This window comes from Acuticoccus sediminis (genome assembly GCF_003258595.1).
Lineage (GTDB): Bacteria > Pseudomonadota > Alphaproteobacteria > Rhizobiales > Amorphaceae > Acuticoccus > Acuticoccus sediminis.
In genome coordinates, this window is record NZ_QHHQ01000001.1 from 1,587,071 (window position 1) to 1,604,674 (window position 17,604).

14 protein-coding genes are annotated in these 17,604 nt (G+C 69.8%); 3 read left to right on the forward strand and 11 right to left on the reverse strand.

Annotation, left to right across the window (positions count from 1 at the left end; genetic code table 11):
- Positions 1-280: 280 nt before the first annotated feature.
- The 5 genes from lexA to DLJ53_RS06900 all read right to left on the reverse strand — a co-directional run bounded on the left by lexA (position 281) and on the right by DLJ53_RS06900 (position 6,519).
- Positions 281-1,012 (reverse strand): transcriptional repressor LexA, encoded by a 732-nt coding sequence (gene lexA, locus DLJ53_RS06880; protein WP_111343412.1) that lies wholly within the window; start codon positions 1,010-1,012, stop codon positions 281-283.
- A 122-nt stretch (positions 1,013-1,134) separates the two neighbouring features.
- On the reverse strand, positions 1,135-2,301 hold the full coding sequence (locus tag DLJ53_RS06885; RefSeq protein WP_111344173.1) for a molybdopterin molybdotransferase MoeA: 1,167 nt from the start codon (positions 2,299-2,301) through the stop codon (positions 1,135-1,137).
- On the reverse strand, positions 2,298-3,566 hold the full coding sequence (gene trpC / locus DLJ53_RS36635) for an indole-3-glycerol phosphate synthase TrpC (RefSeq protein WP_111343414.1): 1,269 nt from the start codon (positions 3,564-3,566) through the stop codon (positions 2,298-2,300). The genes DLJ53_RS06885 and trpC overlap by 4 nt, the downstream gene beginning before the upstream one ends.
- 16 nt (positions 3,567-3,582) lie before the next feature.
- On the reverse strand, positions 3,583-4,611 hold the full coding sequence (trpD, locus tag DLJ53_RS06895) for an anthranilate phosphoribosyltransferase (protein ID WP_111343416.1): 1,029 nt from the start codon (positions 4,609-4,611) through the stop codon (positions 3,583-3,585).
- A gap of 36 nt (positions 4,612-4,647) precedes the next feature.
- On the reverse strand, positions 4,648-6,519 hold the full coding sequence (locus tag DLJ53_RS06900; RefSeq protein ID WP_162408972.1) for a peptidylprolyl isomerase: 1,872 nt from the start codon (positions 6,517-6,519) through the stop codon (positions 4,648-4,650).
- A 138-nt stretch (positions 6,520-6,657) separates the two neighbouring features.
- Here DLJ53_RS06900 and tpiA point away from each other — a divergent pair, with 138 nt between their 5' ends.
- Positions 6,658-7,398, forward strand: a complete 741-nt coding sequence (tpiA, locus tag DLJ53_RS06905) for a triose-phosphate isomerase (RefSeq protein ID WP_111343420.1) — start codon at positions 6,658-6,660, stop codon at positions 7,396-7,398.
- Between the two features lie 19 nt (positions 7,399-7,417).
- On the opposite strand, the gene DLJ53_RS06910 is transcribed toward tpiA, so the two are convergent.
- From DLJ53_RS06910 to DLJ53_RS06925, 4 genes are all read right to left on the reverse strand, one after another.
- Positions 7,418-8,098 carry a ceramidase domain-containing protein gene (locus tag DLJ53_RS06910; RefSeq protein ID WP_111343422.1) on the reverse strand — a complete coding sequence of 227 codons (681 nt, stop codon included), beginning with the start codon at positions 8,096-8,098 and terminating at the stop codon, positions 7,418-7,420.
- Between the two features lie 157 nt (positions 8,099-8,255).
- The gene (locus tag DLJ53_RS06915; protein ID WP_111343424.1) at positions 8,256-8,855 is read right to left on the reverse strand and encodes a GNAT family N-acetyltransferase; all 600 of its coding nucleotides are present in this window, start codon (positions 8,853-8,855) and stop codon (positions 8,256-8,258) included.
- Positions 8,852-9,478 carry a glutathione S-transferase family protein gene (locus DLJ53_RS06920; RefSeq protein ID WP_111343426.1) on the reverse strand — a complete coding sequence of 209 codons (627 nt, stop codon included), beginning with the start codon at positions 9,476-9,478 and terminating at the stop codon, positions 8,852-8,854. The genes DLJ53_RS06915 and DLJ53_RS06920 overlap by 4 nt, the downstream gene beginning before the upstream one ends.
- Before the next feature lie 461 nt (positions 9,479-9,939).
- A complete protein-coding gene (locus DLJ53_RS06925) occupies positions 9,940-10,431 on the reverse strand; it encodes a MaoC family dehydratase (RefSeq protein ID WP_111343428.1) in 492 nt (163 codons plus the stop codon).
- A gap of 300 nt (positions 10,432-10,731) precedes the next feature.
- On the opposite strand from DLJ53_RS06925, the gene ppc reads away from it, so the two are divergent.
- A complete protein-coding gene (gene ppc, locus DLJ53_RS06930) occupies positions 10,732-13,458 on the forward strand; it encodes a phosphoenolpyruvate carboxylase (protein ID WP_111344175.1) in 2,727 nt (908 codons plus the stop codon).
- A gap of 60 nt (positions 13,459-13,518) precedes the next feature.
- On the opposite strand, the gene DLJ53_RS36005 is transcribed toward ppc, so the two are convergent.
- Positions 13,519-14,853 carry a nidogen-like domain-containing protein gene (locus tag DLJ53_RS36005; RefSeq protein ID WP_111343430.1) on the reverse strand — a complete coding sequence of 445 codons (1,335 nt, stop codon included), beginning with the start codon at positions 14,851-14,853 and terminating at the stop codon, positions 13,519-13,521.
- A gap of 365 nt (positions 14,854-15,218) precedes the next feature.
- Between DLJ53_RS36005 and DLJ53_RS06940 the strand changes: the two genes are divergently transcribed.
- A complete protein-coding gene (locus DLJ53_RS06940; protein ID WP_111343432.1) occupies positions 15,219-16,775 on the forward strand; it encodes a catalase in 1,557 nt (518 codons plus the stop codon).
- A 117-nt stretch (positions 16,776-16,892) separates the two neighbouring features.
- Here the strand turns inward: DLJ53_RS06940 and DLJ53_RS06945 are convergent, their stop codons facing one another.
- Positions 16,893-17,588 carry an RraA family protein gene (locus DLJ53_RS06945; RefSeq protein ID WP_111343434.1) on the reverse strand — a complete coding sequence of 232 codons (696 nt, stop codon included), beginning with the start codon at positions 17,586-17,588 and terminating at the stop codon, positions 16,893-16,895.
- Between the last annotated feature and the right edge of the window lie 16 nt (positions 17,589-17,604).

The following is a 17,604-nucleotide window of genomic DNA, read 5'->3' on the forward strand; positions in this document are numbered from 1 at the left end:
GGTCGCCGGGAAATGCCGATCGATGGGCCGCGCCCGCGGGCGTGGAGGTCCGGGCAGGAGGTCGGGGAGAGGCAGGTCGTTCAGGGAAAGCCGACGGATCCGCCGCGCCGAACGAGGCGGGCCGAATGGTGGCCGTCGCGGGGACCGCGTGATTGGCGCGGACTGAACGAGTCCGGGCGGCAGGTCGCGTCGGTTCCGGGTCCGGAGGCTGCGGTCTCGCGGGTCGGCTGCTGCGGCCCGGCACCGTGTGGTGCCGGAGCGGCAGTTGCGGTCCTGCGCGTCAGTAGTGACGGAGGAGGGCGGCGAGCCTGCCCTGGATCTGGACGCGGTCGGCGCCGAAGATGCGCGTCTCGTACGCCGGGTTCGCAGCCTCGAGCGCGATGGTGTTGCCACGCTTGCGCAGACGCTTGAGGGTCGCTTCCTCGCCGTCGATCAGGGCGACCACGATGTCGCCGTTCTCGGCGTGGTCCGTCCGCCGCACGACGACGGTGTCACCGTCGTGGATGCCGGCATCGATCATCGAATCGCCCGTGATCTCCAGCGCGAAGTGCTCGCCGGGGCCGAGCATGTCGGACGGGAGGTGGACGGCGGAGCTCTGCTGCTGGATCGCCTCGATCGGCACGCCGGCGGCGATGCGGCCCATCATCGGCACGTCGACGATGTCGTAGGCGGTCGTGACAGGGCGCAGCGAAGGGCCCCGCTTCGGCGGGATGGCCGGATCGCGCGGGGCCGACCCCTCGATGACGGACGGGGAGAAGCCGCGCGGGCGTTGCGGCGGGCTCGACTTCGCGAGCGCGACGTCCGGCAGGCGCAGGACTTCCAGCGCGCGGGCGCGGTTGGGGAGGCGGCGGATGAAGCCACGCTCCTCCAGCGCGGTTATCAGGCGATGGATGCCGGATTTGGATTTAAGATCGAGCGCATCCTTCATTTCCTCGAAGGACGGCGGCACACCGGTCGAGCTCATACGCTCATGAATGAACATGAGGAGATCGTACTGCTTCTTCGTCAGCATAGTTCGTCGTCGTCCTGACGCTGTATGACCAGCATTGGTACCCGAATCATTCCGCCATCATCTATACACGTTCGTCGTGTGTTCCGCAATGCGGAGCCCGCAGAACGTCACGAGTCAAGCAATCAGAGCGCGATATACCGACATGGACTCCCCGCCGGCACGGGACCTTCATGCGGTTGACGCACGAGCAGAACATCCGAAGCCGCGAGCACGGCTAGCATCGATGAATCCTGCCGCGATGCTGGCGTAATCGTCGATCCCGATCGCACCGCGCGCATGTGATCGCGGCGAGGGCCGTTCGCCGGGAGGTCGCGGCCGAGAATCCCCTCGCGCACCTCCGGCAGCGGTGCCGTCACCCCCTGCATCGCCTTCACCAGCGGAACGAGGAACAGGACCGCGCAGACCGCGCCCGATACCGGGTTGCCCGGCAGGCCGAGAACGAGCGGCCTGGAGGAGAACATCAGCGGCTTGCCCGGCCGCACCGCGACCTTCCAGAAGTCCGGCTCGATGCCGAGGTCCGAGAGGGCGGGCTTGACCAGGTCGTGGTCGCCGACCGAGGCGCCGCCGAGCGTGACGAGGATGTCCGCCTCGGCGATCCCGGCGGCACAGCGCCGGGCGATCTCGGCCCGGTCGTCCGGCGCGATGCCGAGGTCGATCGGGTCCGCGCCGGCCGCGCGCACCGTCGCGGCGAGCGCGGGTGTGATCGAGGCGACGATCTGGTCGGGACCGGTGGGCGAGCCGGGCGGCACGAGTTCGTCGCCGGTGGCGAGGAAGGCGACGCGGGGCCTGCGGGCGACCGTCAGTTCCGCATGGCCGCCGGCGCCGGCGAGTGCGATGTGGCGCGGCGCGAGGACGGTGCCGGCCGCCACCAGTGTGTCGCCGGCGGCGAAGTCGAGGCCGAGCGCGCGGATGTGGTCGTTCGGCTTGACCGTGTCGGTGGCCGTGAGCGCATCGCCGTCGCGCGCTGCGTCCTCCTGGATGAGGATCGCGTCTGCCCCCTCCGGCACCGGGGCGCCGGTGAAGATGCGGACCGCCTCGCCGTGACCCAGCGGACGCGGGTAGCGCCGCCCGGCCGCGGATTCGCCCACCACCCGGACCGGGCCGGGCATGTCGGCGGTGCGGACCGCGTAGCCGTCCATCGCGGACGAGGCGAAGGGGGGCTGCGTGCGCATCGAGACGACGTCGACCGTCACGACGCGGCCGGCGGCCTCGGCGAGCGGTACGGTCTCGGACGGGAGGTGGGGAGCGGCGGCGATCAGGCGGGCCTGCGCCTCGTCGACGTCAATCAAGAGGTGCGCCACTCGCCCGAGCGGCCGCCGGACTTTTCCAGGAGCCGCACGCCGCCGATCACCATGCCCCGGTCCATGGCCTTGGCCATGTCGTAGAGCGTCAGGCAGGCGGCGGAGACGGCGGTGAGGGCCTCCATCTCGACGCCGGTGCGCCCCGTGGTCTTCGCCCGCGCGGTGACGCGGTAGCCGGGCAGCGACGGGTCCGGCTCGAGGTCCACGGACACCGACGAGAGCGGCAGCGGGTGGCAGAGGGGGATCAGCTCCGAGGTCTTCTTGGCGGCCATGATGCCGGCGATCCGCGCCACGCCGACGACGTCGCCCTTCTTCACGTTGCCGGCCTGGATGGCGGCGAGCGTGTCGGGCGCCATCGTGACGGTCCCCTCGGCGACGGCCGTGCGGGTCGTCTCGGCCTTGGCGGAGACGTCCACCATCCGGGCCGCGCCGGTGGCGTCGATGTGGGTCAGCGGGTTGCCGAGCAGCGCGCGCGTCGCGGCGGTCACGTCCGCGTGGCGCATGAGGCTCTCGCCGATGAGGAAGGCGCTTGCGCCGACGGCCTGCAGGCGCGTGACGTCGGCGTGGGTGGCGATGCCGGATTCGGCGATGAGCAGGCGGTCGGGCGGGACCATCGCCGCCAGCCGCTCGGTGACGGCGAGGTCGGTCTTGAAGGTCCTGAGGTCGCGGTTGTTGACGCCCATCAGCGGGGAGGGGAGCGCGAGCGCGCGCTCCATGTCCCGCTCGTCGTGCACCTCGAGGAGCGCGCCCATGCCGAGGGCATGCGCCGCGTCGACGAGGTCGCGCGCTACCGCGTCGTCGACGCCGGTCATGATGACGAGGATGCAGTCCGCGCCCCACACGCGCGCCTCGAACACCTGCTCGGGCACGTACATGAAGTCCTTGCGCAGGACCGGCAGGCAGCAGGCCTCCCGCGCGGCGCTGAGGAACTCAGGCGCGCCCTGGAAGGACGGAGCATCGGTGAGGACCGAGAGGCAGGTCGCGCCGCCGTCGGCGTAGGCGCGGGCGAGGGCGGGCGGGTCGAAGTCGGGCCGGATCAGGCCCTTGGACGGGCTCGCCTTCTTGATCTCGGCGATGAGGCCCGGACGGCCCGCGGCGGCTGCGGCCCTGAGGGCGCCGACGAAGTCGCGCGGCGGAGCGGCCGCCTCGGCACGGGCGCGCCAGGAGGCCGAGTCCTCGACGAGGCGCGCGGCGGCGATCTCCTCGCGCTTGTAGGCCTCGATGCGCGCCAGAATGTCGGGTGCGGCGTCCATGACGTCGGGGAAACTCCTATTTCGCGGTCGCGGCGGCGTTCGAGACCGACACCAGCGCGTCGAGCCGCGCCGCGGCCGAGCCGTCGTCCAGGAGGTTCTGGGCCAGCTTCACGCCCTCCGCAAGCGTTTCCACCTTCTGCGCGACGACGAGCGCGCCGGCCGCGTTGAGGCAGGCGATGTCACGGTAGGCGCTCGGCTTGCCGGCGAGCACGTCGCGCAGCGCGGCCGCATTGTACGCACCGTCGCCGCCGATGAGGTCGGCCGGGGCCGCGCGGGGCAGGCCGGCGTCCTCGGGCGTGACGGTGAAGGTGGTGACCTTGCCGTTCTCGACGGCGGCCACCTCGGTCTCGGCCGTGGTCGTCATCTCGTCGAGGCCGTCGGTCCCGTGGACCACCCACACGCGCTCGGCGCCCAGGGTGGCGAGCGCCTCGGCGAGCGGGCGCACCCACTCGGACGAGTAGACGCCGAGGAGCTGGCGCTTGACGCCCGCCGGGTTCGACATCGGGCCGAGGAGGTTGAAGATCGTGCGCGTGCCGAGCTCCACGCGGGCCGGGCCGACGTGCTTCATGGCCGCATGGTGCGCCGGGGCGAACATGAAGCCGATGCCGGCGGTGCGGATGCAGGCGGCGATCCCCTCCGGCGAGAGGTCGAGCGTGATGCCGAGCGCGGAGAGGCAGTCGGCCGCACCCGACCTGGAGGAGAGCGCCCGGTTGCCGTGCTTGGCGACCGGCACCCCCGCCGCCGCGACGATGAACGCGGCGCAGGTGGAGACGTTGTAGGTTCCCGATGCGTCGCCGCCGGTGCCGACGATGTCGATCGCGTCGGCCGGGGCTTGCACCGGCAGCATGCGGGCGCGCATCACGTCGACGGCGCCGGCGATCTCGTCCACCGTCTCGCCCCGGACGCGCAGCGCCATGAGGAGGCCGCCGATCTGGGCCGGCGTCGCCTCGCCCGACATCAGGACGTCGAACGCGGCGGACGCTTCGGCGCGCGTCAGGGGCTCCCCCGACGCGGCCTTCGCGATGAACGTCTTGAGGTTAGCCACCGAAGCGGATCCCCCCGGTCTCGAGCAGGTCGGTCATCAGCCCTGTCCCTGGCCCACGCCGGTGAGCTGGTTGAGGATCTGCTGGTTCACCGTCGCGCCGACGTCGGACTGCCAAGCGTTGAGGAAGTCGAACAGCACCGCGTTGGCCATGCCCTCGTCGAGCTGCTGGCGCACGCGCGACAGCCCCTGATCCTCCACGAAGAAGGCCGGCTCGGTGACGTCGGTCACCTGGAAGACGATCCGCGTGTTGCCGTCCGGCACCGATGCGCCGTGGCCGCGCGGCCCCTCGAACGCCGCCGCGGCGACCGCGCGGGGCATGCCTTCGGGAGCGGCGCTGAAGGTGAACGGCGCGGACTGGGCGACCTCCGCCCCGTACTGCGCGGCGACGTCGGCGATCGGCGTGCCGGAGTTGACGGCCTCGACCGCGGCGGTCGCCATCTCGTCGAGCTGCTTGGAGCGCTGGGCTTCGGTCCAGGCGAGGAGCACGTCGCCCTGCGCTTCCTCGAAGGGCAGGATGTCGGCCTCGATGATCGTATCGGTCTGGACCCAGATGGTGGCGTCGCCATCCTCGACGGGCGCGGGGTCGGCACCGGCCTCGGCGGCGAAGGCCGCGTTCAGCACGGCTTCGCGGCCGGGGATGTCGACGGTCTCGCCGTTCTCGTCGCGACCGTTGCGGTCGACGGCCTCGACGGTCTGCGTCGGCAGGTCGAACCGGTCGGCGATCTCGGCGACGGGCGCGCCGCCGGCGACCGCGTCGGTCACGTCGGTCTGCAGCGCGCGGGCCTGGTCGATGGCCTCGTCGAGGGCGAGAGAGGCGCGGATCTCGTCCTTCACCTCGTCGTACGGCTGCTTGGCGGCGGCCTCGATGTCGTCGACACGGACGAGGGTCGGGCCGAAGCGGCCGTCGACCACGGTCGCCTTGCGCGCGTCGAGCGAGAAAGCCGCCTCGGCGATGGCCGGGTCGAAGATCGCCGACTTGGCGACGAGGCCGAGGTCGACGTCGGAGCGCTTCTTGCCGAGCTCGCGCAGGATCGCCGAGAAGGCGGTGCCGCCGTTGATCGCGTCGGCGGCCTTCTGCGCCACGTCCGGATCGTCGAGCACCACCTGCTGCACCTCGCGCCGTTCGGGCGTGCCGTAGGCGCCGTCCGCGTCGTAGGCGCGGCGCACCGCGTCCTCGCTGACGACCTCGGGTTCGGCCAGCGCGTCGGGCGACAGGGTCACGATGGAGAAGGACCGGCGCTCGGGAGCGCGGAACTCGTCCTTGTGCTCGTCGTAGAAGGCGCGCAGCTCCTCCTCCGTCGGATCGGGGATCGTCGACAGGCTGTCGTTGTCGAGGCGGAAGCTCGCGATCTCGCGGGTCTGGTTCGTGAACCGGTTGACGGCCTCGAGGTAGGGGGTCGGCACCGTGAGGCCGCCCACGAGGCTGTTGGTCCACATCTCCTGCACCGCCGCCTCGCGCTCGACCTTGAAGAACTCGTTCTCGCTGTAGTTGAAGTTCGCGAGGTAACGGTTGAAGGCGTTGCGGTCGAAGTTGCCGCCCTCGGGCACGAAGCGCGGGTCGCTGCGGAGCCGCTCGGCGAGCGTGTCGTCGCTGACGTCGATGCCGAGATCGTGCGCCGCGTCGACCTGCAGCGCGCCCGTCACGAGCGACTGGAGGACGCTGTTGGCGATCCCGAAGGACTGGATCTCCTGCGGGGTGAGGCTTCGGCCGAGCTGCTGCGTGATCCGCATGGACTGCACGCGCCAGGCCCGCTCGAACTCGCGAGCGGAGACGGGAGTATCGCCGGCACGCGCAACCTCGGTCGGGTTGACCGTGTTTACGAAGCCGGAGACACCCCAGACGGCGAAGGAGAGGACAAGGAGCGCGATGAGGAGTTTTGCGAGGGTCCCCTTCGCCCCGCGTCGCATTTCATTCAACATGAGAGAGCCGTTTGTTTACGCCGACCGGGTTGTTTACGCGCATTGGGGCATACGCACCATGGACCGCAGCGGCAAGAGGCCCATTCGGCGCGCCCCGGCGCAGGTCTTAGGAAAAAAGGACACGCAATGCTGATCGCAGGCAACTGGAAAATGAACGGCACACCGGACTCGATGGACGAGTTCGGCCGGATGATCGCCCGCGCGCCGGAAGCGACGGCACGCGGAATCGATCTCCTGGTGTGCCCTCCGGCCATTCTGATTTCCAAGTTTGCCGACCGCGCAACCGTGTCCAAGATCGCCATCGGCGGGCAGGACTGCCACCCGGAGGAGAAGGGCGCCCACACCGGTGACATCTCCGCCGAAATGCTGGCGTCGTGCGGTGCTTCGGCCGTGATCGTCGGCCATTCCGAGCGCCGCGCCGACCATGGGGAGACGGACGAACTCGTGGCCGCGAAGGCCGCCGCGGCCCAGCGCGCGGGGCTGACCGCGATCGTGTGCGTCGGCGAGACGGAGGCGCAGCGCGACGCCGGGGAGACCGAGGCGGTCGTCGGCGGCCAGCTCGACGGCTCGGTCCCGGCCTCGCTCGATCCGTCCAGGCTGGTGGTCGCCTATGAGCCCGTCTGGGCCATCGGCACCGGGCGGACGCCGTCGGTCGAGGACGTCGCGGCTGTGCATAAGGCGATCCGTGACAGGCTCGAGGCGCGCTTTTCGACGCACGTGCCGATTCTCTACGGCGGTTCGGTGAAGCCCTCGAACGCGGCCGAGCTCCTCGCGGTGGAGAACGTCGACGGCGCGCTGGTCGGCGGCGCGAGCCTCAAGGCGGACGATTTCATCGGCATCGCCCTCGCCGCGCCGAAGGCCGCGTAGCCCCTGCCGGCCGGACGGCTCAGGCCGTCCGGTCCGCCGCGGCCGTCCGGACGCCGCCGTATCGGATCAGCGCCACGATGAGGTGGCCGAGCAGGACGGCGTTGAGGACGTGCCACATGAAGTGCGTCCCGAGCGGCGCGGCGCCGCAGACGTCCCGGTCCAGCGTGCGGAAGGTGAGCGAGACGGCGAAGATCGCCGCGCCGGTCACCAGCGCGCGCCCCGCGTCGCGCCGTCCCGCCACCCACAACGCCAGCCCCACGACGAGAAGGCCGAGGAGGGGCGGGACGTACCCTTCCGAGCCGTTGAGGTCGACGACGCCGGGCAGCGCGCTCGACCCCGCCGCCGACAGGACGGCGAAGAGGGCCGTGGCGAGGATCGCGCCCCACCACGCCATCCCGGCGAAGCGGCGCATCGCCAGCGCGAAATAGACGAGGATGAAGATCTGGATCGGGATGACGTCCGCCATCACCGACCAGCGGTTGGCGAACGTGTGGAACAGGAACGAGCCGACGCCGATCGCGCAGAGCACGGCGATGAGGAGGGCGATGCCGGCGTCCGGCCCGCCCCTCCGCCGCGCCGCGACGAAGGCGACGAGCGCCGCGATCAGGAAAGCTGCATTGGTGACGGCGTTCCACGGCTCGGCCCAGAACTCCGGCCCGAGGCGTTCGCAGTAGGCGTCGATCGGCTGGGTCCAGTCCATGGGGGTGTCCGGGAGGCGGGGGCGGGAGGCGCGAACCTAGCCGATGGGCGCCGGCACCGTCCCCGGCGGCCGGCGCGTCATTGTGTCGGCCCCGATCCGGCCGGCCCCGATCGTCGGGCCCGCGTCGCGATCGAGTGGGACCGGGGGGCGGCCCGGCTCAGTCCGGACGGTACTCCAGCAAGGACGTCAGGTGCCGCTTCACCGTCGGCCACTCGTGCGGCAGGACAGAGTAGACGACCGTGTCGCGCAGCGTGCCGTCGGCGAGGACCTGATGGTTGCGCAGGACGCCGTCGAGCTTGGCCCCGAGCCGCTCGATCGCGCGGCGGCTCTGGCGGTTGAAGAAGTGCGTGCGGAACTCGACAGCGATGCAGTCCAGCACCTCGAACGCATGCCCCAGAAGGAGGCGCTTGGCCTGGGTGTTGAGCGGCGTGCGGTGCACCCGCGAGGCGTACCAGGTCGACCCGATCTCGACGCGCTGGTTGGCGCGGTCGACGTTCATGTAGGTCGTCATCCCCTCGATCCGGCCGTCCGCGCCGAACACCGTGAAGGGGACCATGGACCCCGCCTCCTGCAGCTTCAGGCGGCGGTCGATCTCGGCCGTCATCCCCTCCGGCGAAGGGACCGTCGTGTACCAGAGGCGCCAGAGCTCGCCGGTCTGGGCGGCCTCGACGAGGCCGTCGTGGTGGGCGTGCTCGAGCGGGGCGAGGGTGACGTGCGTGTCGCTGAGCGTCACCGGGCCGATGGTGGGCTTGGTCATTCTGCGGAGGAGGCTTTCATGGCGGCATCGTCGAGGGCGGAGGCGCGCTTGTACGCGTCGCGCGCGGTGAGGCGCCCGGCATAGTCCTTGAAGACGGGCCGGGGCTCAATGATGTTGAAACCCATGCCCCAGTTGAGCTGCGCGCCGACGTAGAGGTCCGCCGCCGTGAACTTGTCCCCGGCGAGGTAGGGGCCGGCCGAGAGCGCGGCCTCCAGAGTGTCGAAGGTGCGCTGAAAGGAGCCGAAGCCGGCGGCGGCCTCACGCTCCGGCGGCACCTGGAAGTCCAGCGCCTTGGCGATCACCGCCGGGTCGATGCAGCCGGCGCCGAAGAAGAGCCAGCGGTAGAAGGCGCCGCGGTGCCCCGGCTCCGGGGCGAGGCCCGCCTCCGGGAAGGCGTCGGCGAGGTAGGCGCAGATGGCCGCCGTCTCGGTGACGGTCTCGCCGTTGTGGCGGATCGCCGGGACCTTGCCCATCGGGTTGATGGCGCGGTACTCGGCGCCGCCCATCCCGGCCTCACCGTACGTGAGGTAGACGACGTCGTAGGGAACGCCGACCTCCTCGAGCATCCAGCGCGCCACGCGGCCGCGCGACATGGGGTTGGTGTAAAGGACGATGTCTGCCAAGGCCGCCTCCCGAGCGTCGCCCGATCCGTGGGGAACGCGCAGGCCTCGCCTGCCGGATCGTCCCCTTCGGGCCGACCGGTCCTATCCCTCCGCATCCCGCTCCGCAACGCACCAATGGTTCGGACGAATGCCACTCGCATCGCCGCCGCCGCAAAGCGCGCCGCATCGTCGGTGAGGACCCAAGGCCCGGATTCGGCGCGTGCGGGCGTCGCGACGGCGACCGGGAGGTCGCGCCGGATCCGCTTCCGGCCCGAATGAAAGGCGCGCGAAGCCGTCGACCGCGATGGCGGACGGGAAGAGTTCGATGCGGGCGGGCGCGCCCCGGCTGCTCGGCGGTCGCAAGGCCTCGTTGCGCTCCCGTGCGATGCGGGGAGCGTTCGTCGGACGGCCGGCGTTGGGCGCGGGCGGCGTGTCGCCGCGCCAATATCCCTGCGACTATCGCATCCGCGCGAGGCGGCCGCTCAGGCCTCGCGTTCGAGATATTGGCGGGTGATCCAGGTGGCGGCGAGGACGGGCTTCAGTCCGCCTTCGATCTCGACGGTCACCGACCAGGTCAGCGTCAGCTCCGACGGTGTCTGGTCGTCGAGGTGGACCAGCGAGAAACGGCCGCGGACGCGCGAATTGCAGCGCACCGGGGCCAGGAAGCGCACCCGGTCGAAACCATAGTCGAGCGTCATGCGGACGCCCTTGCGGGGCGGCAGCGCGTCGTTCGACATCGCCGGCAGGAGCGACAGGGTCAGGAACCCGTGCGCGATCGTGCCGCCGAACGGCGACTCGGCCTTCGCCCGCACCGGATCGACGTGAATGAACTGCCGGTCTCCACTCGACTCGGCATGCCGGTCGATCAGAGCCTGATCCACCGTGAACCAGCGGGAAACCCACATTTCCCGGCCAACGGTCTTGCGCAGGTCACTCAGAGTGAGTGCGTCTCGGTCCAGCGCTTGCGGGTCCATCAAACCTCCCCGTGTGTTCGCGACCTATACATTCTCGAACGCTCCTAAGTATGAGGCATTCTCTGCCCAAGTTGTGACTTTTAGTTATGCACTGGCGGGGTAGGCGGACTGCTCGCTATGCATCGGCCCCGTGGTTCCGGCACAACAGTGCCGCATCCATCGTGCTAGGCTGCTGTGCATTTCCGCGCCCGGAGGTGGCGCCGGAGTTGCATCGTGCGGCAGCACCGGCATGTCCCGGACGCCGGCCGACACTGTTTCGGACATCCCGATCGCGCCGCGACAGGACCGATGGAGACCGCCATGAATACCAGCGACGACAAGGACGCGCCGCTCCGCGAGGACATCCGCCTCGTGGGCCGTCTCCTCGGCGAGGTCGTGCGTACCCAGGAAGGCGGCGAGATCTTCGCGCTGATCGAGCAGGTGCGGAAGCTGGGCCTGCGCTTCCATCGCGACGAGGATCCGACCGCGCGCGAGGAGCTGGAGGACATCCTCTCCCATCTCTCCCGCGGGGGAGCGATCCAGACCATCCGTGCATTCAGCTACTTCTCTCACCTTGCCAACATCTGCGAGGACCAGCACCACATCCGGCGCAACCGCGCGCACCAGATCGCCAAGTCCGATCCGAGGGACGGCAGCCTGGCGCTGACCCTGTCGCGTCTCGCCGAAGGCGGCTTCACGCCGGACGACATTCGCGCCGCCCTCGAGCACGCCCTGATCAGCCCGGTACTGACGGCCCATCCGACCGAGGTGCGCCGCAAGTCGGCCCTCGACCGCGAGCGCGAGATCGCAGCGCTCCTTACCCAGCGCGACAGGGGCAACCTCACCCCGCAGGAGGAGGCCGACATCGAGGCCGCGATGGAGCGCGCGATCCTCACACTGTGGCAGACGAGCATCCTGCGCCGCAACCGCCTCGGCGTGCCGGACGAGGTCGCCAACGCGCTCGCCTACTATGACTACACCTTCCTTGAGGAACTGCCGAAGCTCTACAACATGCTGGAGGACGCGCTCGGCGCGGACCCCGCCAGCGAGCCGCTGCCGGCCTTCTTCCGGATGGGCTCCTGGATCGGCGGCGACCGGGACGGCCACCCCTTCGTCAACGCGGAGATCCTGCGGACGGCGACGCGCCTCAACAGCGAGAAGATCTTCGACTACTACGAGCGCGAGCTCTTCACCCTCGCGGGCGAGCTGTCGCTCGACGAGCGCCTCGTGAAGGTGAGCGCCGAGGTGGCCGAGCTCGCCCAGATGTCGGACGATTCGCCCCACCAGCACTCCGAGCCCTATCGCCGGGCGCTGACCGGGATCCGCAAGCGCCTCGCCGCGACGCGCAACGCGCTCGAGGCGGCCAACGGGCACGGTGTTCCCGAGCCCTATGCCGGCCCGGACGAGTTCCGCCAGGACCTCGCCGCCATCCACCGCTCGCTGTCGTCCAACGGCTCCACCGGACTCGCCGGCGGCCGGCTCCGGCACCTGCGCCGCGCGGCGGACGTCTTCGGCTTCCACCTCGCGACCATCGACCTGCGCCAGAACTCGGACGTTCACGAGCGCGTCCTCGCCGAGCTCTTCTCCAAGGCGAGCGTCCACGAGAACTATGCCTCGCTGAGCGAGGACGAGAAGATCGCGGTCCTCTCCGCCGAGCTGTCGACGCCGCGCATCCTCGTCTCGCCGTTCCTCGAATATTCCGAGGAGACCAACAAGGAGCTCGGCATCCTGAGGGAGGCGGCCGAGGCGCGCCGCCGCTACGGCGACCGCGTGGTCGAGAACGCCATCATCTCCAAGGCCGACTCGGCGAGCGACGTCCTCGAGGTCGCCGTCCTCCTCAAGGAGGTCGGCCTCATGCGCCCGACGGATCAGACGCTGGCGCTCAACATCGTGCCGCTGTTCGAGACCATCGGCGACCTCCGCGCCGCGCCCGGCATCATGGACCAGCTCTTTGGCCTTCCCGCATACGCGCCGCTCCTCGCGAGCCGCGGCATGATGCAGGAGGTGATGCTCGGCTACTCGGACTCCAACAAGGACGGCGGCTTCCTCACCTCCCGCTGGGAGGTCTTCAAGTCCGAGCACCAGCTCGTCGACGTCTTCGGGAAGTACGGCGTGACGATCCGCCTGTTCCATGGCCGCGGCGGCTCCGTCGGCCGTGGTGGCGGTCCGAGCTACGAGGCCATCGTCGCCCAGCCGGCCGGCGCGGTCCCGGGGGCGATCCGCATCACCGAGCAGGGCGAGGTGATCACCGGCAAGTACTCCAACGCCGAGCTCGGGCGGCGCAATCTGGAGGCGATCCTCGCCGCGACGCTCGAGGCGACCCTCGTGCCCGAGGCGGCCGGTTCCTCCCCGCCCGAGTTCATGGCGGTGATGGACGACCTCTCCGAGCGCGCCTTCAGGACCTACCGCGCGCTGGTCTACGAGACGGAGGGGTTCGAGGACTATTTCTGGTCCTCCACCGTGATCGGCGAGATCGCCAACCTCAACATCGGCTCGCGCCCCGCCTCGCGGAAGAACTCCCGCGCGATCGAGGACCTGCGGGCGATCCCCTGGGTGTTCGGCTGGGCGCAGTGCCGGCTGATGCTGCCGGGCTGGTACGGCTTCGGCTCCGCCGTCGAGGGCTACCTCGCCGACAACGAGGACGGCCTCGCGACGCTCCAGCGCCTCGCCGAGGAGTGGCCCTTCTTCCAGACGCTCCTGTCCTCGCTCGACATGGTGCTGTCGAAGACGGACATCGCCATCGCCTCGCGCTATGCCGAGCTGGTGAAGAACGAGGCGCTGCGCAACGCCATCTTCCCGCGCCTCAGGACCGAGCACGACCTGACGCGGCGCATGCTGCTGACGATCACCAACCAGACCGAGCTGCTCGCCGGCAACCCGCTGCTGGCCCGCTCGATCCGCAACCGCTTCCCCTACCTCGACCCGCTGAACCACCTGCAGGTCGAGCTGATGAAGCGCCACCGCGCCGGCGACGAGGACGACCGCGTGCCGCACGGGATCAACCTGACCATCAACGGAATCGCCGCGGGCCTGCGCAACTCGGGCTGAGGGGGGAACTGGCGGCCGGTGCGTCCCTGCCGGGGCGCCCGGGCGCCGGTGTGGGCCGGGCTACAGGATGACGAAGTCGGCTTCCGTCAGCGTCGTCGTGTCGAAGCCGACGACCACGGCGAGGACGGCATCGCCGGCCATGATCTTGTGGCCGTCGAAGCTGATGTCGTCGAAGGTCAGGCCGTTGTCGAGCCCGAACACGTCGACGTGCGCCGTGAAGTCGAGGACGCGCGACTGGCCCGGACCGGGAGTGAGGACGAACGTGTCCTCGCCGCCGCCGCCCGCAACCACGTCGCGGCCGCCGCCGCCGACGATCAGGTCGTCGCCACGCCCGCCGCGCAGGACGTCGTTGCCGTCCCGGCCGAATAGGAAGTCGTTGTCCGACCCGCCGTTGATGGTGTCGTCGCCCTCCGCGCCGACAAGGCGGTCCGCCCCGCCATGGCCGAACAGCTTGTCGTCGCCGTCGCCGCCGTCGAGCGCGTCCCGGCCGGCTCCGCCCTTCAGGACGTCGTCGCCGTCGCGGCCGAAGAGGGTGTCGCCGCCCGCCGCTCCGATCAGGCTGTCGTTGCCGCGGCCGCCGACGAGGCTGTCCTCGCCCCGGTCGCCGACGAGGCGGACGCCCTCGTGGACGACGGGTTCGATGATGCCCCGGCCGCCGGCCGGCTCGTCGTCCTCGCCCGGCTCCCCGGGTTCACCCGGGTCCACCGGCTCGCCCGGGTCGATCACGACGCCGTTGCGCACATGGTAGACGACCTCGCCGGCCACCGGCGAGCCGAGCCCCGGCGAGTCGGGCAGCTCCAGCAGCGCGCCGCGGTCGCCGGACACGTCGAGTTCCGAATGGTTGCGCTGGTCGCCCGCCGAGTAGCCGATCCGCGCGTCCGCGTCTGACACCTCGCCACGGGTCCACTGGATGTCCTCGTAGCGGAAGACGATGTCGAAATCGCCGTCGCCCTTGTCGATCAGCTCCAGCTGGAAGGCGTTCCGCTCCGACAGGTTCGCCGCATAGAAGCCGACGTCGTCCCAGGTCACGGTCAGCTTGCCGGACGCCGGATCGAGGTCGTACCAGACCGTGTCGGTGCCCTGGCTGGTGCCGCCGCGGGTCGGGCCGAGGCCGGTCTCGTCGCCGAGCGTGTCGACGTCGGCGAAGAAGGCGGCGATGATCGGAATGTCCGAGTTCGTAATGCCGAACGGCGTGTAGGTCGCGAGCGGCGCCTCGAACGTCACATTGCCGTTGTTGTTGATGTAGAGCGAATTGTAAGTCGTGCCGAAGAAATTCAGCCCGTCCTCGAATACTCTCGTAATATTGATGGCGTCTGAACTCTGGTCGTCATTGGCCGGAAGCTGACGTTCGCCGAAGCCGGCCGGGCCGCCCAGCCCGCGCACGAGATCTGCCATAGTTATACCTTAAGTAAACGTGCAAACTCTCTAGCATCGCGGCGAACGGGCGGCAATGGTTTCGCCCGGCGGCTCCGCCCCGCTGCGGCACGATTGCCGGCGGTTCGTCGCATCCCCGAGACTCCGAACTCGAACCTCTGCGGTGCGGACAAATCAACAAACGCGGAAGTTAAGGAACACCAGTTCTATTTTTGGGTTGGCTCCATGAGCGTTCCCTGTCCGATCAGGGGCTTACGGACGCTCGTGGCCGAGGGATGGGACGGTCAATAGGATGTCTCTATAGCGAGACGCCAAAAAACCGATTGGACTATAGAGATCGCCTCACCCTAGATAGGCTTAACGAGAACAATTCGAGGAGCTCGACGATGACGGATCGACCCAAACTCACGACGTCCGCCGGCGCCCCCTGGCCCAACAACCAGGACTCGCTGTCGGCCGGAAAGCGTGGCCCCGTCCTGATGCAGGACTATCAGCTCATCGAGAAGCTGGCCCACCAGAACCGTGAGCGCATTCCCGAGCGGACCGTGCACGCCAAGGGCTGGGGGGCCCACGGCAAGCTCGTCATCACCGGCGATATCTCGAAGTACACCAAGGCCAAGGCGCTGCAGCCCGGCGCCGAAACGCCGATGATCGCGCGGTTCTCCACGGTCGCCGGCGAGCAGGGCGCGGCCGATCACGAGCGCGACGTCCGCGGCTTCGCCCTCAAGTTCTATACCGAGGACGGCAACTGGGACATGGTCGGCAACAACACGCCGGTCTTCTTCGTGCGCGACCCGTACAAGTTCCCGGACTTCATCCACACGCAGAAGCGCCACCCGAAGACCAACATGCGCTCGCCGACCGCGATGTGGGACTTCTGGTCGCTGTCGCCCGAGGCGCTGCACCAGGTCACCATCCTCATGTCCGACCGCGGCCTGCCGCAGTCGCCGATGCACATGAACGGCTACGGCTCGCACACCTACTCGTTCTGGAACGACGCGGGTGAGCGTTACTGGGTGAAGTTCCACTTCAAGACCCAGCAGGGCCACACGTTCTACACGAACGCCGAGGCCGAGCAGGTCATCGGCAAGACTCGCGAGGGCTACCAGGAGCGCCTCTTCAACACGATCGAGGGTGGCGACTATCCGCGCTGGAAATTCCAGGTGCAGATCATGCCCGAAGCCGACGCGGAGAAGACCGCCTACAACCCGTTCGACCTCACCAAGGTGTGGCCGCACTCGGAGTACCCGCCGATCGACGTCGGCTATTTCGAGCTGAACCGCAACGCCGACAACTACTTCACCGAGATCGAGAACGCGGCCTTCTCGCCGTCGAACATCGTCCCGGGCATCTCCTGGTCGCCGGACAAGATGCTGCAGGCCCGCATCTTCTCCTACGCGGACGCGCACCGCCACCGCCTCGGCACGCACTACGAGACGATCCCCGTCAACCGTCCCCGCTGCCCGGTGCACCACTACCACCGCGACGGCGAGATGAACATGTACGGCGGCCTCGCCTCCGGCAACGAGAACGCCTACTACGAGCCCAACTCGTACAACGGCGCGCTCGAGGATCGCTCCGCCACGGAGCCGCCGCTGCGCATCGACGGTGACGCCGCCCGCTACGACCACACCGAGTACGACGACTACCTCCAGGTCCGCGAGCTCTACGCCAAGGTCATGAACGACGACGAACGCGCCCGCCTGCACGGCAACATGGGCGGCGCGATGGTCGGCGTGCCGACCGAGATCGTCGAGCGCTGGTTCGGCCACCTGAAGCAGGTGGACCCGCGCTACGAGGCGGGTGTGCGCGCCGAGTGGGAGAAGCAGAGCCGCGACGCGGGCTACGACCCGAACGCCCTGCCGATCACCGGCGCCACGCCGCAGACGACCAAGGGCGACTCCGCCCACGGCCTGCCGGGCATGTCCCACGCCGCCGAATAGGCCGACCTCGCCGCGCCGACCGGCACACGGCCCTGAAAACGCAAAGCCCGCGGCAATCGCCGCGGGCTTTGTCGTTTGTCGCCGGGTTTTCGCTGCAACCCGGTCCGGGACGGCCAGTCAGTCCTTGTAAGCCGTCCTGTCGCTTTCCAGCAGCTCCTCGACCCAGGCGGGGATGCGCAGGCCCGCGGCGACGCGCGCGTCCTGCGCCGTCTCCGCCGCCTTCACCCGGTCGAGCTCGACGATCACCTCGTCGATGCGCTCGAAGGGGACGACGACGACACCGTCCTGATCGGCGACGATCATGTCGCCGGTCGCAATCTGGTGGCCGCCGATCTGAACCGGGAAGCCGACCGTGCCGGGGCCGGACGAATGGGGCGATGCGGGCGTGATCCCGGCGCACCAGACCGGCAGCCCGACGGCCATGACGCCCGGATAGTCCCGCACGGGCCCGTCGGTCACGAAGCCGGCGGCGCCGCAGTTCTTCATCATGCCGACGAGACGGTCGCCCGCCGCCGCGCACCCGGTGTGACCGGCGAACGCGGTGACGATGATGTCGCCCGGTTCAAGGAACCTCAGCGCGGCGAACGTCGCCAGCACGTCCGCCGCCCCGGCGTCGGCCGTCAGCGCGGGCCCGGCCGCGGCCCGGTCGAGGTCGCGTCCGCCGCACGGCTGGATCGCCGCCGAGAGCGCGCCGCCGCCGTAGAGGGCGTCGACGACATAGCCGGTCGGGACGCCCTGGAAGGCCGCGATCTGGGCCGCCGTCGGCCGCCGCAGCGTGGATTTGATGGTCAGCGTCGGAGGGGCTTCGATCACGAGGCTTTCATCCTTC

Coding starts and splice junctions, on each gene's coding strand:
- lexA (WP_111343412.1), bottom strand. CDS start 1,012: ATGCTGACGAAGAAGCAGTACGATCTCCTCATGTTCATTCATGAGCGT.
- trpC (WP_111343414.1), bottom strand. CDS start 3,566: ATGGACGCCGCACCCGACATTCTGGCGCGCATCGAGGCCTACAAGCGC.
- DLJ53_RS06900 (WP_162408972.1), bottom strand. CDS start 6,519: ATGCGACGCGGGGCGAAGGGGACCCTCGCAAAACTCCTCATCGCGCTC.
- tpiA (WP_111343420.1), top strand. CDS start 6,658: ATGCTGATCGCAGGCAACTGGAAAATGAACGGCACACCGGACTCGATG.
- DLJ53_RS06910 (WP_111343422.1), bottom strand. CDS start 8,098: ATGGACTGGACCCAGCCGATCGACGCCTACTGCGAACGCCTCGGGCCG.
- DLJ53_RS06915 (WP_111343424.1), bottom strand. CDS start 8,855: ATGACCAAGCCCACCATCGGCCCGGTGACGCTCAGCGACACGCACGTC.
- DLJ53_RS06925 (WP_111343428.1), bottom strand. CDS start 10,431: ATGGACCCGCAAGCGCTGGACCGAGACGCACTCACTCTGAGTGACCTG.
- ppc (WP_111344175.1), top strand. CDS start 10,732: ATGAATACCAGCGACGACAAGGACGCGCCGCTCCGCGAGGACATCCGC.
- DLJ53_RS36005 (WP_111343430.1), bottom strand. CDS start 14,853: ATGGCAGATCTCGTGCGCGGGCTGGGCGGCCCGGCCGGCTTCGGCGAA.
- DLJ53_RS06940 (WP_111343432.1), top strand. CDS start 15,219: ATGACGGATCGACCCAAACTCACGACGTCCGCCGGCGCCCCCTGGCCC.